The organism is Pseudomonas sp. CBS (assembly GCF_024734645.1).
Taxonomy (GTDB): domain Bacteria; phylum Pseudomonadota; class Gammaproteobacteria; order Pseudomonadales; family Pseudomonadaceae; genus Aquipseudomonas.
Genome location: NZ_CP102929.1, coordinates 7,077,281 through 7,091,513, shown reverse-complemented (window position 1 = coordinate 7,091,513; position 14,233 = coordinate 7,077,281). Strand labels below are relative to the sequence as shown.

At 59.6% G+C, this 14,233-nt stretch carries 18 protein-coding genes and 1 pseudogene; 3 read left to right on the top strand and 16 right to left on the bottom strand.

The genetic code is table 11. The features are described from left to right. Positions 1-4 precede the first annotated feature (4 nt). The 7 genes from NVB75_RS32425 to NVB75_RS32395 all read right to left on the bottom strand — a co-directional run bounded on the left by NVB75_RS32425 (position 5) and on the right by NVB75_RS32395 (position 5,588). Positions 5-1,213, bottom strand: coding sequence for an amino acid deaminase (locus NVB75_RS32425; RefSeq protein ID WP_258345066.1), 1,209 nt, complete (start codon positions 1,211-1,213; stop codon positions 5-7). 9 nt (positions 1,214-1,222) lie between these two features. Then, positions 1,223-1,987 carry an IclR family transcriptional regulator gene (locus tag NVB75_RS32420; RefSeq protein ID WP_258345065.1) on the bottom strand — a complete coding sequence of 255 codons (765 nt, stop codon included), beginning with the start codon at positions 1,985-1,987 and terminating at the stop codon, positions 1,223-1,225. Between the two features lie 169 nt (positions 1,988-2,156). After that, complete coding sequence (locus tag NVB75_RS32415) at positions 2,157-2,546, bottom strand: RidA family protein (protein WP_003208000.1); 390 nt, start codon at positions 2,544-2,546, stop codon at positions 2,157-2,159. 23 nt (positions 2,547-2,569) lie between these two features. Beyond that, positions 2,570-3,355 (bottom strand): amino acid ABC transporter ATP-binding protein, encoded by a 786-nt coding sequence (locus NVB75_RS32410; protein ID WP_003207998.1) that lies wholly within the window; start codon positions 3,353-3,355, stop codon positions 2,570-2,572. Next, complete coding sequence (locus tag NVB75_RS32405; RefSeq protein ID WP_088425241.1) at positions 3,352-4,014, bottom strand: amino acid ABC transporter permease; 663 nt, start codon at positions 4,012-4,014, stop codon at positions 3,352-3,354. Before NVB75_RS32405 ends, NVB75_RS32410 begins: the two co-directional genes overlap by 4 nt. A gap of 9 nt (positions 4,015-4,023) precedes the next feature. Then, a complete protein-coding gene (locus NVB75_RS32400; protein WP_003207993.1) occupies positions 4,024-4,686 on the bottom strand; it encodes an amino acid ABC transporter permease in 663 nt (220 codons plus the stop codon). Positions 4,687-4,739: 53 nt separating this feature from the next. Continuing rightward, positions 4,740-5,588: a transporter substrate-binding domain-containing protein gene (locus NVB75_RS32395; RefSeq protein WP_218263553.1), complete on the bottom strand. Its 849-nt coding sequence runs from the start codon at positions 5,586-5,588 to the stop codon at positions 4,740-4,742. Between the two features lie 336 nt (positions 5,589-5,924). Between NVB75_RS32395 and NVB75_RS32390 the strand changes: the two genes are divergently transcribed. Together NVB75_RS32390 and NVB75_RS32385 are read left to right on the top strand one after the other, a co-directional pair. Continuing rightward, positions 5,925-6,161: a hypothetical protein gene (locus NVB75_RS32390; protein WP_258345062.1), complete on the top strand. Its 237-nt coding sequence runs from the start codon at positions 5,925-5,927 to the stop codon at positions 6,159-6,161. Positions 6,162-6,318: 157 nt separating this feature from the next. Then, a complete protein-coding gene (locus NVB75_RS32385) occupies positions 6,319-6,696 on the top strand; it encodes a co-chaperone YbbN (protein WP_258345061.1) in 378 nt (125 codons plus the stop codon). Here NVB75_RS32385 and NVB75_RS32380 read toward each other — a convergent pair. The 6 genes from NVB75_RS32380 to NVB75_RS32355 all read right to left on the bottom strand — a co-directional run bounded on the left by NVB75_RS32380 (position 6,632) and on the right by NVB75_RS32355 (position 11,189). Next, the gene (locus NVB75_RS32380) at positions 6,632-7,474 is read right to left on the bottom strand and encodes a PhzF family phenazine biosynthesis protein (RefSeq protein WP_258345058.1); all 843 of its coding nucleotides are present in this window, start codon (positions 7,472-7,474) and stop codon (positions 6,632-6,634) included. The genes NVB75_RS32385 and NVB75_RS32380 overlap by 65 nt on opposite strands. A 47-nt stretch (positions 7,475-7,521) precedes the next feature. Next, positions 7,522-9,075, bottom strand: coding sequence for a TerC family protein (locus NVB75_RS32375; protein ID WP_258345057.1), 1,554 nt, complete (start codon positions 9,073-9,075; stop codon positions 7,522-7,524). 435 nt (positions 9,076-9,510) lie between these two features. Beyond that, on the bottom strand, positions 9,511-9,981 hold the full coding sequence (locus NVB75_RS32370; RefSeq protein WP_258345056.1) for a hypothetical protein: 471 nt from the start codon (positions 9,979-9,981) through the stop codon (positions 9,511-9,513). An 18-nt stretch (positions 9,982-9,999) separates the two neighbouring features. Next, positions 10,000-10,428, bottom strand: a complete 429-nt coding sequence (locus tag NVB75_RS32365; RefSeq protein ID WP_258345054.1) for a tetratricopeptide repeat protein — start codon at positions 10,426-10,428, stop codon at positions 10,000-10,002. Beyond that, entirely contained in the window at positions 10,425-10,628 is a 204-nt protein-coding gene (locus tag NVB75_RS32360) for a toxin-antitoxin system YwqK family antitoxin (protein WP_371103598.1), read from the bottom strand. Before NVB75_RS32360 ends, NVB75_RS32365 begins: the two co-directional genes overlap by 4 nt. Before the next feature lie 192 nt (positions 10,629-10,820). Then, on the bottom strand, positions 10,821-11,189 hold the full coding sequence (locus tag NVB75_RS32355; protein WP_258345051.1) for a lysozyme inhibitor LprI family protein: 369 nt from the start codon (positions 11,187-11,189) through the stop codon (positions 10,821-10,823). Between NVB75_RS32355 and NVB75_RS32350 the strand changes: the two are divergent. Then, positions 11,188-11,304, top strand: a pseudogene (locus NVB75_RS32350) (outer membrane lipoprotein carrier protein LolA); the annotation flags it as partial. The gene NVB75_RS32355 and the pseudogene NVB75_RS32350 sit on opposite strands and share 2 nt — an antisense overlap. Positions 11,305-11,322: 18 nt before the next feature. Here NVB75_RS32350 and NVB75_RS32345 read toward each other — a convergent pair. From NVB75_RS32345 to NVB75_RS32335, 3 genes are all read right to left on the bottom strand, one after another. After that, positions 11,323-11,889, bottom strand: a complete 567-nt coding sequence (locus tag NVB75_RS32345) for a hypothetical protein (RefSeq protein WP_258345050.1) — start codon at positions 11,887-11,889, stop codon at positions 11,323-11,325. A 42-nt stretch (positions 11,890-11,931) separates the two neighbouring features. After that, a complete protein-coding gene (locus NVB75_RS32340) occupies positions 11,932-13,122 on the bottom strand; it encodes a sugar transporter (RefSeq protein ID WP_258345048.1) in 1,191 nt (396 codons plus the stop codon). 88 nt (positions 13,123-13,210) lie between these two features. Next, positions 13,211-14,209, bottom strand: coding sequence for a bile acid:sodium symporter family protein (locus NVB75_RS32335; protein ID WP_087694198.1), 999 nt, complete (start codon positions 14,207-14,209; stop codon positions 13,211-13,213). Between the last annotated feature and the right edge of the window lie 24 nt (positions 14,210-14,233).

The following is a 14,233-nucleotide window of genomic DNA, read 5'->3' as shown; positions in this document are numbered from 1 at the left end:
ACAGTTAGAAGCAGGTATTCAGGCTTTCGATCACCTGCAACTGCTCATCCACCAAATTACCCACTTGCCACTTGTCGAAGGTCAGGCACGGGTGGGATGTGCCGAAGGAGATGATGTCGCCAATGCGCAACTCAACCCCCGGCGCAACCACCATGAACGCATGCTGGTCCATCACGGCAGTGACCTTGCACGCGGTCACGTCATCACCCTCGGCCGGCAACACGCCTGCCTTATAGCGTTTGAGCGGCACGGGCAGGCCGGCGTCGTAGGCCACGTCGCGCTTGCCCAGGGCGATCACCGCGAAGCCTGGCTCCGGCAGCGATTGCACATGGGCCCAGACTTCCAGCGCCGGGCGCAGGCCTTCGTTGAGGTCGCTGCGACGGTCGAGTACGCAGCACTGCGCTTCTTTGTAGATGCCATGGTCGTGGGCCACGTAGCTGCCCGGGCGCAATACGCTGAGGAAGCGGCCGGCGGCGTTCTGGGCTTCGAAGGATTCGGCGATCAGGTCGTACCAGGCCGACCCCGAGGCGGTGATGATGGGCTTGGCCAGGTCGAAGGCGCCGCTGTTTTGCAGGTCGACGGCGAGGCGCACCAGGGAGGCGGCGAATTCGCGGATGCCACTGATGGCGTGCTCGCCATGGATGACCCCTTCGTAGCCTTCGATGCCGGTGAGGGCCAGCGCAGGCTGGGCCTTGATCGCCTTGGCCAGGTCGAGCACCTGCTGTTCAGTGCGGCAACCGCAGCGGCCGCCGACCACGCCGTATTCGATCATCACGTTCAGGCGCAGGCCACGGGCGGCGAAGAACAGGCCCAGGTCGGCGACGTTGTCCGGGTGGTCGACCATGCAGTGAAAGTCGAATTCAGGGTCGGCCAGCAGGTCGGCAATCAGCGCCATGTTCGGCGCGCCCACCAGTTGGTTGGCCATCAATACCCGGCGAACCCCACCGGCATACGCGGCGCGGGTCTGCACGGCATTGGCCAGGGTGATGCCCCAGGCGCCCTGCTCGATCTGCCGCTGGAACAGCGCCGGCATCATGCTGGTCTTGCCGTGGGGCGCCAACTGCGCGCCGCTGTTGCTGACGAAATCCTGCATCCAGCGGATGTTGTGTTCCAGGGCATCGCGGTGCAGCACCAGGGCTGGCAGGCTGACGTCACGCACCAGATGCGCACCGACCGGGGCGGCGCCTTTTTCAACGGCATTGAAGGCAGACATAGCAATTTCCTATTCGTTGATGCGACGGGCCAGGTTGTTCGCGCTTTCGATCAGTACCCGGCGATAGTCGTTGTAGTTTTTGAGGGCATCGGCCCGTGGGGCGACGATGCACAGGGTCGCAATGCTGATGCCTTGAGCGTCCCGAACCGGGGCGGCAAAGCAGTGGGTAAAGGTGTCGGCGACGCTGTCGAAGGAGAAGAATCCGTCGAGGGTGGCCTGGCGGATTTGCCCGAGGAAGGTTTCCAGAGGCAGGCGCTGACCGTCCGGGAGGATGAAGTCGTCATAGTCGATCAGGTCGATGATTTGCTGGTCGCTCAGATGGCCCAGCAGCAGGCGGCCGGAGGCGGTCCAGGGGATGGGCGCGTTTTCGCCGATGTCTGAGGAAATGCGGAAATGCCGCTCGCCTTCACGCATCAGGGCCACGGTGTATTTGCGCCCATTGAGCAGGCACATCTGTGCCGTTTCGTGGGTCTGGCTGACGATTTCCTGCAGGGCGTGGTCGGCTTCGCGGGTCAGGTCGAAATGGCGCAGGTGGGCCTGGCCGAGGAAGTACAGCTGACGGCCGAGGTAGACGTGACCGTCCTTGCCAACGGTTTCAAGGATGCGCCGTTCCAGCAGCGAGGCCACCAGTTCGTAGACCGTGGATTTGGGGCTGCCGATGCCGCTGGCGATATCATTCGGGCGCAGGGGCTGGCCGACTTCCTTGAGGAAGTCGAGGATATCGAACGCCCGGTCGAGGCCTTTGGCGCGGCGTTTGATGGTGTCTTCGGTCATGGCAGTCGTCGGTCCCGTTTGAAGATGTAGCTATCAACACAGATCCCCTGTGGGAGCGGGCTTGCTCGCGAAAGCGGTGTGTCAGTGAATACATCTACAACTGATCCACCGCTTTCGCGAGCAAGCCCGCTCCCACATTGGGTCTCCTGTGGTCTCAAGAGACGGGCATTTAGCCTTTTTTCTTGTAGGCCACGCAATCAATCTCAACCTTGCAATCGACCATCATATTCGCCTGCACACAGGCCCGTGCCGGGGCATGTTCCGGGTTGAAGTATTCGCCGAACACTTTGTTGAAGCTCCAGAAGTCCCGTGGGTCTTCCAGCCATACACCCACGCGCACCACGTCTTCCAGGGCGTAGCCGGCTTCTTCGAGAATCGCCACCACGTTGCGCATGGTCTGGTGCGTCTGCTCGACGATGCCGCCGGTGATGATTTCACCGTCCACCGCCGGCACCTGGCCCGACACGTACAACCAGCCATCCGCTTCCACCGCGCGGGCGAAAGGACGAGGCTGGCCGCCGCCTGCAGTGGCGCCGGTGCCGTAACGAGTAATGCTCATAATGGATCTCCTGAAGTGATGATTTAAAAACGAATGTTCTTGAGAAATTCCGCGAGTCGCGGCGATTGCGGGCGTTCGAAAATGTCTTTCGGCGGCCCTTGTTCTTCAATGCGGCCCTGGTTCATGAAGACGATTTTGTCCGAGACTTCATAGGCAAAGCGCATTTCGTGGGTGACCAGCAACATGGTCATGCCCTCTTCCGCCAAACCTTTGATCACGCTGAGCACTTCGCCCACCAGCTCCGGGTCGAGGGCCGAGGTGACTTCGTCGAACAGCATCAGGCTCGGGTTCATCGCAATCGCCCGGGCAATCGCCACGCGCTGTTGCTGGCCGCCCGAGAGTTGGCCCGGGAAGTGATTGCGGCGCTCCAGCAGGCCAACACGATCCAGCCATTTTTCCGCCAGTGCAACCGCCTCGTCCTTGCCCATCTTCTTGACCTTGAGCAGGCCCAGGGTGACGTTCTGCAAGGCGGTCAGGTGCGGGAACAGGTTGAACTGCTGGAACGCCATGCCGGTCATCGCGCGGTGCTGGGAGATCACCCGCTCCGGGTGGCGCACGCGCTTGCCGCCGACCTCGCTGTAGCCGATGGATTCACCGTCGAGGGTGATCTGGCCGCCCTGGAATTCTTCCAGCAGGTTGACGCAGCGCAGCAGCGTGGTCTTGCCCGAGCCGCTGGAGCCGATCAACGTCACGACGTTGCCGCGCTGCATGCTCAGGTCGACGCCCTTGAGTACTTCCACCGGGCCGTACTGTTTACGCAGGCCGCGAATGTTCAGGAGTGGCTGGCTTTCTTTTGAGAGTTGGTTCATGGCAACGCCACCCGCTTTTCAATGTAACGCCCCAACAATTCGATGGCGTAGTTGATGACAAAAAACATAAAGCCTGCGAACAGGTAGAACTCCAGGGTCATGAACGTCCGGGCGATGACCTGTTGGGTGCTGAGCAGCAATTCGGCCACGCCGATCACCGACAGCAAGGTGGACGCCTTGACGATTTCCGTAGACGAGTTGACCCAGGTCGGCAGGATCTGCCGCAGCGCCTGGGGCAACAGCACATAGCCAAGAGACTGGTAGAAGGTCAGGCCGATGGCCTTGCCCGCTTCCAGTTGCCCTTTGGGAATGGCCTGCAATGCACCGCGCACGATTTCCGACACGTGAGAGCCGCAGAACAGCGTCAAGCCCACGGCACCGGCCTGGAACGCGGAGATCTGCCAGCCAAGCGCCGGCAGCATGTAGAAGCATGCCAACACCAGCACAAACACCGGCGTACCGCGGATCAGGTCGACGTACAGGCGAAACGGTGCACGCATCCAGAATTTGCCGTAGGTCAGCACCAAGCCGGCGACGATGCCGATCAGGGTGCCGAAGATAATGGCCAGGGCCGAGCAGTAGACGCTGGTCTGGAACCCCGCCCAGAGGGTTTCCCGGGCGATCCACAACTCATGCAGCCAGCTGGGGGATTCGTACATGGGCGCTCCTTAGCGGCGAATCGCCAAACGCTGTTCCAGGTAACGGAGCAGCATGGCAATGAGGTAACAGGCAGCCACGTAGAGCGCGGTCGTGACCATCCAGGTTTCAATCACCCGGTAGCTTTCGACGTTGATCTTGCGGGCGTAATAGGTCAGCTCCGGCACCGCGATTGCGGCCGCGAGGGAGGTGTCCTTGAACAGCGAGATAAAGTTGTTCGACAGCGCCGGCAGCACGTTGCGCAGCATCACCGGCACGGTGATGTACGCGCGGATACGCCATTCGCCCAGTCCGATGGCCAGGCCCGCCTCACGCAACCCCTTGGGAATGTTCAGCAAGCCTGCGCGGAACACTTCGGTCAGGTAGGCACCGGCGTACAGCGACAGGGTGATGATGAACGAGGGGATCTTGTCCAGCCGGATCCCCAGGCTGGGCAAGGCGAAGTAGATCAACAGGATCAGCACCAGGATCGGGGTGTTGCGGATCACCGTCACATACACCGAGGCCACGATGCGCAGCGCGCGGTGTTTGGACAGCATGGCAAACGCCATCAACAGGCCGATCACGCAACCGATGGCGATGGACAGCAGTGCCAGTTCAAGGCCGAGGCCGAGCCCCGCCAGCAAGCTGGGGAAGTCGCGCCACACAGCGGCAAAGTTCAACTGATAGTTCATGGTCAGCAGTACCTGATTGGGGCGCCGTCAGCGACGCCCCCAGTGTTTACGAATTACTTGAACTCAACCGGGAAACCGATCGCAGGCTCTGGCAGATCCACACCGAACCATTGCTTGAACGAGGCCTTGTACATCGGGAACTCCACCCCGGTCATGGCTTCGTGCAGCGCGGTGTTGACGAAGTTCAGCCAGTCCTGGTCGCCACGCTTGACGGCGCACGCGTAGGTCTGCGGGCTCCAGGCGTAGCTCGGGCTGCGGTAGCGGCCCGGGTTTTGCACCATCAGGTACTTGACCGAGGACTGGTCAGTGGCGGCGGTGTCGGCACGCCCGGAGTTCACGGCCTGGTACATCAGGTCGACGCTGTCGTACTGGTCGACCTTGGCTTTAGGCAAGGCCTGGTGCACCAGTTCTTCGGCGTAGACGTTTTGCAGCACGGCCACGGTAACGCTGTCGCCAGCGGCTTGCAGGTCTTCGATCTCTTTGTATTTGCTGTTGGCCGGCAGCAGCAGGCCCACGCCTTCGCGGTAGTACGGCAGGGTGAAAGCCACTTGCTGCGCGCGGCTGGCGGTGACAGTGATGAACTGGCAGCTCATGTCGACCTTGTCGGTCAGCAGGTTGGGAATCCGGGCGTCGGAGGACTGCACCACGTATTCGACTTTGCTCGGGTCGTTGAACAACCCCTTGGCCACGATGTGGCCGATGTCGATATCAAAACCTTGCAACTTGCCATCCGCTCCCTGGAAGTGCCACGGCGCATTGGTACTGCCTGTACCCACGATCAGGTGCCCACGCTTGAGCACTGTATCGAGCTTGCTGTCCGCGGCTTGCACTGCGCTTGCGAGGGAAGCCGATGCGGCGAAGAGAAAAACACACGCTTTGAACACGGAAGGTCGGTGATGCATGACAAGCACTCCAGGGGTTGTGTATTCCGCTATACCGGAACTTAGTATGTAACAACGGAATAGACAGCAGAAAGTGTGCCATACGCGGTAACAGAAAAATATTGCGGGATTAATTTCTTTTTAAATCAAAGGGATGGATTTTTATCGGCGATGAGGCGTTGGGCCATCGGTTGAAATCAGGTTGCTACCGTTGGCTACACAGCGGGGTGACAGGCCACATTTGGGTGCGAGTGCGGTTCGTTACCGGGCACGAAGGCGGTGCGGTGCTGGATGGAAGAATCCTGCGGCTGGGCTAGGCTTGGCAGATGATCGGCCCTCCCCAAGGAATGCGCTCAGATGAAGATCAGCCTTGTTCTTATGTTGTTGTCGCTGGTGTTTGCCAGCACTGTGTTCGCCAAGGATGACCGCCGTGAATGCAAGGCCGAGTTGGCCAAGCTCAAGGCGGCGTTCAGTACGAACTACACCACGCAGAACCATCATGGGTATCGACGGGCGAAGGATGCCAAGGAGAACGGGGATTACAAGCAGTGCGTGGGATTGGCGAAGAAGGCTCGGGAGCGGGCGGAGCGTTGAAAGCCTTGGGGGCTGCTGCGCAGCCCAGCGGGAGCAAGCTCCCTCGCCACAATGGCCGGTTCGACCACATGGAGGTGGGTACCTGTTAGTTTTGACAGTAGACCGTTTTGATCGCCGGGATTAGCGTGGGCCAGGCCTTTCGCTCAAGGAGATCATCATGGGAATTGCAACGGCGGTGATTGCCGATGCCATGGCTTACCAGCAGGTGCTCAAGGCACACAAAACGGTGTTCATGCTGTTTGTTTCGCAGCATTGCCCGGCCTGCGGGGAGGCCGGGCCACTGTTTGAACGCTTTGCCAGGAAATACGCTCGCACCGTGAAAAGCCTGGTGCTCGACACAGCCCAAACCCCGAGACACCCCGAGGTAACCGGCACTCCCACCCTCCTGGTTTTTCAGAATGGCAAGATGATCAATAAGCTGAAGGGGTTCGACGAGAAGACGCTGAGCGAGACGTTCGCCAAGACCAGAATCAGTCCTCCAACATCAACCGCGCCGTGCCGGAAACACGAATCGAGGCACCCTTCTCATCGGTGATCTGCGCCTGCAATCGCGAACGGCTGCCCATGTCCTCGCCTTGAATGATGTTGATGCACCCGTTGTGCGGCCAGCCCAGGTCCCGCAGATAGCCGGCAAACGCGGCCGTCGCGGAGCCTGTAGCCGGGTCTTCGTACACGCCGCCTACCGCAAACGGGTTGCGGGTGTGGAACAGTGTCGGGCTTTCGGCAAACGCCAGCACCACGGTGCCCAAACCGGCGTCGGTCATGTAGCGGCGACCGGCTTCCAGTTCATAGTGCATCTGGCTGAGTTTGGCACGGCTGTCGAGGGCCAGCACCAGGTGAGAAATGCCGGCATGGATGATCGCCGGCGGAATGCTCGGGTCCAGGTCATTGCGGGTGTAACCGAACAAGGTCAGGCCCGCCTCCACCAGCGCATCGTTGGCCGGTGCGCTGCGGGTTGGCGGGGATTGCAGCGCGGCTTCGATCAGGTCGCCTTCGCTGCGACCGCTGACGGAAATATCGCCATTGTTCAAGGTCAGGTGGAATTCACCGTCGCCCAGCGCCAGGCTCAAGGCCGCGCCGAGGGCGATGGTGGCGTGCCCGCAAAACGCGACTTCGGACTCCGGCGCGAAATACCGCACCCGCCAGCCGTCATCCTGCGGGCAGGCGAATACGGTTTCCGAAAACCCGACTTTGTGGGCGATACGCTGCATTTCTGCGGCCTCCGGCAGGTTGTCACCAATCCATACGCCTGCCGGGTTACCGCCCTGGTTACCGTCACAAAATGCAGAAATCTTAAGCACGTCCAAAGTCATTCGGGTAACCCTTACTTAACGGTTCAGTGAGGGGCGATGCTATCCAGCTAAACAGGCGCCAGCAATACCTGTGTGACCCGCCGCTCTTCCACCGCCGCCACGGTCAGACGCCAGCCTTCATGCTCCAGGCTATCGCCGACCATCGGCAGGCGATCCAACAGGCTCATCACCATACCGGCCAGCGTCTGGTAATCCTCCGTCGCCACCGCCTTGAAGCCGGTGCGCTGGCGGATCAGGTTAAGGTTCAAGGCACCATTGACCCGGAAACCACCCTCCTCCTCAACGATATCCGGCCCTTCGACTTCACTCGCGTCCGGCAACTCACCGGCGATGGACTCGAGGATGTCGGTCATGCTCAACACCCCGATAAAGTCGCCAAATTCGTTGATCACGAAGGCAATGTGAGTGGATTCCTGACGCATCTGCTCCAGGGCATTGAGAATCGAAAAACTCTCCAGCAGGTTGACCGCCCGGCGCGCCAGGTGCTCCAGGTTCGGCTCGTTACCGGCCAGGTATTCCTTGAGCAACTCCTTCTTGTGCACAAAGCCCAATGGCTCGTCGACGTTACCGTCGCGGATCAAGGGCAGCCGCGAGTAAGACGAGTGCATCAGTTTCAGGCGGATAGTGTCGGCATCGTCCGACAGATCTATAGAGTCCACCTTCGCCCGAGGCGTCATCAGTGTGCGGATCGGGCGTTCAGCCAGTTGCAGCACGCCACTGATCATCACCCGCTCACGCCGGTCGAACAGCGGCCCGTCGGTGGCATCAGGGTTATCCAGCAGGTCGGCGACCTCGTCACCCACCTCCTCCACCGCCAGGTTACGCCCGCCGAGCAAACGCATCACCGCATGGGCCGTGCGCTCACGCACCGGCAGCGTGCCCTGTGCCGACTTCTTGCGGCGTGCCCGGGCGATCTGGTTGAACACCTCGATCAGGATCGAGAAACCAATGGCCGCGTACAGATAGCCTTTAGGAATGTGGAAGCCCAGGCCTTCGGCGGTCAGGGCAAAACCGATCATCATCAGGAAGCCCAGACACAGCATGATCACCGTCGGGTGGGCGTTGACGAAACGGGTCAGCGGCTTGCTGGCAACGATCATCAGGCCGATGGAAATGATCACCGCGATCATCATCACCGCCAGCTCATCCACCATGCCCACGGCGGTAATCACCGCATCGAGGGAGAACACCGCATCCAGCACCACAATCTGCGCAACGATCGGCCAGAACATCGCATAAGCCACGTTGCCAGTGCGCTGAGCCACATGCCCCTCAAGCCGCTCATGCAATTCCATGGTGGCCTTGAACAACAGGAACACACCACCAAACAGCATGATCAAGTCACGGCCCGAGAAACTCTTGTCGAACACCTCGAACAGCGGCTGGGTCAGGGTCACCAACCACGAAATACTTGCCAGCAAGCCCAGACGCATCAGCAATGCCAGGGACAAACCGATCAGACGCGCACGGTCACGCTGCTCCGGTGGCAGCTTGTCCGCCAGGATCGCGATAAACACCAGGTTGTCGATGCCCAGCACCAGCTCCAGCACAATCAAAGTCAACAGGCCGAGCCAGGCCGTTGGATCCGCTAACCATTCCATTTTTCAGTATCTCTTCAAGTTTTTCAGAATGCCGGGCACGGCAACGCACGGTCGAGGGACCGGGTAAGGGTAGGCAATCGGAAGACGGGATGCTTGGCCCGGAGGCAGGCGATCAGCGGGAACGGCGACAGTGCATGTCTTGGGGAAAGACGACTGGGAGGCTCCGAGAGGGTGTTCATGTAGGTCCTGTTGTGGAAAAAGGACTTGAATCGTACAGGCGAAATAGGAATTTCTTACAATCTAAAATTATTACAAGATCTGTAGGATCAAGCATTCTGATATTAGGGAGAATGTCGTGAGCCAACAATTTTTCACTATGGTTGGGACAGCCCATAACAAATTTTGAGCATTTGATCGTTCCCACGCTCTGCGTGGGAATGCATACCGTGACGCTCCGCGTCACCCTCGCGCCGGACTTCAGCCAGGCTTGTAGCATCAAGCTTTATCGTCGGGCAGATCCACACGATCTTGCTGCTCTTCACTGATCAGGTATTCAAGAAACGCGGTGTACGTCGGCCATGAATCCGGTGCAGTCAACAAGGCCTCCCTACCCAGGCGGCACACATCCACGTCATCACACCAAATCACCCGACCGCCTCCGCCCGAGCAATCCATCACGATCAAACTGGCCGGCGGTTGGGCTAATACCAAAAACTGCCGCGCAAGCCCGGCACGCTCTCGAAGACGTCTGGTTTCGTCCAGGACATTCGGCGCAGGCGCCCACCCTATTGCGTGCAAGGGCAAAACGTAGATTCCAGAGCCATCGAAGAACTCGGCAGCCTCACGAAAATCATTCGCAAGCTCCAGGCCAAGGTGGCTCTGCACCTCATCAAGAAACCCAGGCTCAACGGCGCGCGCGCCATTCAAAAGCAAACATTGCTGCCGGATCATTGTCAACGTGGACATCAACACCCGCCCTCGCGTCTAGAGATTTGCCCGCGTGCCAAGAAAGCGCAGATAGCGCCCGTCCTCGCTCTCAAAGATCTCGGCCCCTGCGCCCATGTATGCCCGCATCAATTCATCGGCGGCCAAGTCATCGTGGCCTTGATCCAGCAAAACCTGCCCCAGGCGCAGATGTAAAAATGGATTTCCGAGACCGCCCGGACAGGTCATCGCATAATCCAAGGCATCCCGGGCTGAGCCGTTGAATCCGGATAAAAAGCATGCATCAGCGATGGCAGCCAATACCCAGGTGGAGGCTTCCCAGTTATTTTTCGGTTCGGGGATCAAAATCCAGGCCTTGTTGTATTGCTCGATGGCCTCTTCATAGCGGCCTTCATCGGCCAATTGATCACCTGCACTGCATAGCGACTGGATCTCTTCGTGCAGAAACGACGCAAGCTCAGTGGTCATGAGGACTCCTCCAGAGATCCATCTGCATCCCAGAACGACCACACCCCAACTTCCTGGCCACGCTCATAAACGCCCTGCGCCGCTACCCGTCCATTGTCGTGGTAGTCCCGCCAGTCACCGTGTTCGGCGCCATCCACGTAATTCCCCTCGGAAGCCAGGTTGCCGTTTGGGTGGTAGGCGCGAAAAAGCCCATGCCGAATCCATTGCGTGCCGTCCTCGGACAGGTAACGCGAATACCTGAATCGAACCTCACCGGTCTCGTAGGGAATTTCCGCTATGTGTAACGCGTTTGGTTTTTCGTCCATGGCAAACCTGCTGCGGTGTGTTGATGTGCTTTCAGACTCTGTTGAGAAAACTGACTTTAGCCGGCGTTGTACGTTTATGCCCGTTATTCAGAACGGCCCCTTCGTCATCACCCGCTCATCAATAAAGCTACGCAACATCGCAATCCGCTGCGTATACGCTTTGCTCAGGCAACCGACTTGCGCCCCGCAGGTATGCCGCTGCTTGAGCCACACAGCCTGATCATCCATCAACGAACCGCGCCCGCCCATGGCCATGAAGTGCCGGTTGAGGTCATAAAGCAGCTCCATGGTCACGTCCTGATCATTGAGGGAGCGCGTGGCACAGATGGTTTTCTCGTCAGGCGCCTTCGCCCGGTCACAGTCAAAACTGGCCGCCAGGCTTGCAGGGCTGAGCCACAACACGGAAAACCCGGCGAGCACTGCGAATACCGCCGGTTTAATCAAACGAACTGCCATGGAAATACCTCCTGTAGGAGCAAGCTTGCTCGCGATGGTGGTGAACGATGACGCGGGTAGTCTGACACCCAGCGGCGCACTCAAGTTCTTCGCGAGCAAGCTCGCTCCTACAGTAGGCAGTAAGCGGCGCCAATCAGTGAGTTGCGACTTTAAACTTTGCAAATGCATCCAGATAAGCTGCCTTCAATCCCACACTGACGGCATCGAGGGTAGCTGAATTGAAAGCCACTTTATCCCGCTGAATAAGCGTCTGGCCTGCGCCTTTTATCTTGATTCGTGAATGCCCGGCATATTTGACACCGCCGATATAGACCGAAAGTTCTACATCAGTTGCATAGTATTCGGGATCACTCCAGGTTTTTACGAAAACCCGATCAATCTCGACCCGGGTTTTAATGGACGATGCCGAATCAGACCCTATAGCCCGCTTGGTAAAGCCAACCCAATCATCGACAGGAACATTGGCCATCCCCTCGTAGAGGCTGACGATTTCGTGGTTCGCGGCATGCCATACAATCTTGCTTCGCTCAGTGCAGGGCCCACAACGCTCGTAGCCTGAAACCCCGACAATATCCGACTGAACAGCACTGTTCTTAATGCTGGCCAACTCCGCGTCAGAGGTATAAGAAGCGAAGTGCAACTGATTGGTGACGCAACCACCCAGCATCAATAAAACAGCGATCAGCAACCCTGCTTTCATATTAAATCCCTAGAAAAAACCACTGCATTAAGAATGTCGCGCCTACAGAGGGCCGCGAGCCACACCCTGCCCAAACCGATAAATCGCCAGGCAATACCCAATCAACGCCACTGCCGCCAACAACCCGCCCGCCGCACCAATCCAGGCGAAACCAAAGTGGCTGCCCACCCAACTGCCCATCAACGCCCCGCCGCCGATGCCGATGTTGTAGATCCCGGAAAACATCGCCATCGCCACGTCCGTAGCATCCGGCGCCAGCACCAGTACCTTCGATTGCAGCGCCAGGCCAAAGCCCATGATGGCCATGCCCCAGAACACACTCAGGGTCACCAGGTACGACACCTCGCCACTCAATGGCAGCAGCAACGCCAGACACAGCGCGAGGATGGTCACGGCGGTGATCAGGAACCGATGCGGGTTAAAGCGGTGCACCAGGCTGAACAACAACGAACCAATGATGCCCGCGCCGCCGAACACCAGCAGGATCAGGGTCACGGTGTTGCCACTCATGCCGGCAACGCCCTCAACGAACGGCTCAACATAGCTGTAGGCCGTGAACTGCGCCGTCACCACCATCGCCGTCAGCACGTACAGCGCCACCAGCGCCGGGCGCTTGAACAGCAGCGGCAGGCTGCGCAACGAGCCGGAGTTCTGGCTCGGCAGCAGCGGCAAGGTGCGCGCCAGCCAGAACACCAGCCCGGCGGCAAACCCGCCGATCACCAGGAAGGTGGTGCGCCAACCCATGGCTTCGCCCAGCAGGCGGCCCAGCGGAATGCCCAGCACCATCGCCAGCGACGTACCGGTAGCCAGCAAGCCGAGGGCTTGCACTTGCTTGCCTTCCGGCGCCAGGCGCACCGCGAGGGAGGCGGTAATCGACCAGAACAACGCATGGGACAGCGCAATGCCGACCCGGCTGAGCATCAGGATGCCAAAGCTGGTGGCCACGCTGGACAGGATATGGCTGGCGATAAACATGCCGAACAGCACGATCAACAGCTTGCGCCGCTCGACGTTACGGGTCAGCAGCATCACCGGCAGCGAGGTCAGGGACACGATCCAGGCATAGATGGTCAGCATCAGGCCGACGCTGGCGATGGGCATGTCGAAGCTCGCGCCGATGGCACTCAGCAGGCCGACCGGCACAAATTCGGTGGTATTGAACACAAAAGCGGCCAACGCGAGAGCGAAGACCGGTTGCCAGTTGGCTTGAGGTGTTGCGGCGGAAATGCTCATTGACAGGTCGTCGTACTCGTTTGCGCGCAGATCAAGCCGGCCCGATGCCGGGCCTTGAGCCGCGCGCAAAAAATAGTAACACGACGATTCAGGGATCGACTTGCCCCATCAGCTCGGGAATCGATTCCGGACGCTTGGCATACCGCTGGGCCAGCGCCGCGCAGACCATCAACTGGATCTGGTGAAACAGCATCAGCGGCAAAATCAACACGCCCATACTCGCCCCGGCAAACAGCACCTGGGCCATCGGCACACCGGTGGCCAGGCTTTTCTTCGAGCCGCAGAACAGGATGGTGATCCGGTCTTCCTGGCTGAAACCAAACGCCTTGCCCAGCACCGTGGACGCCACCAGCACCAGGGCCAGCAACACACAGCAGGCCACCACCAGGCCGCCCAGTTCCCACAACGGAATCTGGTGCCAGATGCCTTCGTTGACCGCTTCGCTGAACGCGCCGTAGACCACCAGCAAAATCGAACCCTGGTCGACGAATTTCAGCCACGACTTGTTACGCCCCACCCACTCGCCGATCCAGCGACGGGCGATTTGCCCGGCGATGAACGGTAGCAGCAGTTGCACGCTGATTTTCAGGATCGCATCGACGGTTGAACCGCCATCGCCATGCACGTTGAGCAGCAAGGTCACCAGCAACGGCGTCAGGAAGATGCCGAACAGGCTCGACGCCGCCGCACTGCAGATCGCCGCCGGGATGTTGCCCCGGGCCAGGGAAGTAAAGGCAATCGCCGACTGCACGGTGGCGGGCAATGCACACAGATAGAGCATGCCCATGTACAGGTCTTTGCCGATCAGCGGTGACAACACCGGCTTGAGCGCCAGGCCCAGCAGCGGAAACAGCACGAAGGTCAGGCTGAACACCAGCAAGTGCAGGCGCCAATGCCCGGCACCGGCAACGATGGCCTGACGCGACAGCTTGGCGCCATGCAGAAAAAACAGCAGCGCGATGGCCAGGTTGGTCACCCAGCCAAAGGCCACGGCGGTCTGGCCGCTGGCAGGCAGCAGGGACGCGAGGATCACCGTGGCCACCAGGGTCAGGGTGAAGTTGTCAGGTAAAAAGCGTGGGCGGGTCATAGGCCAATCTTCCGGGGGTTGCCA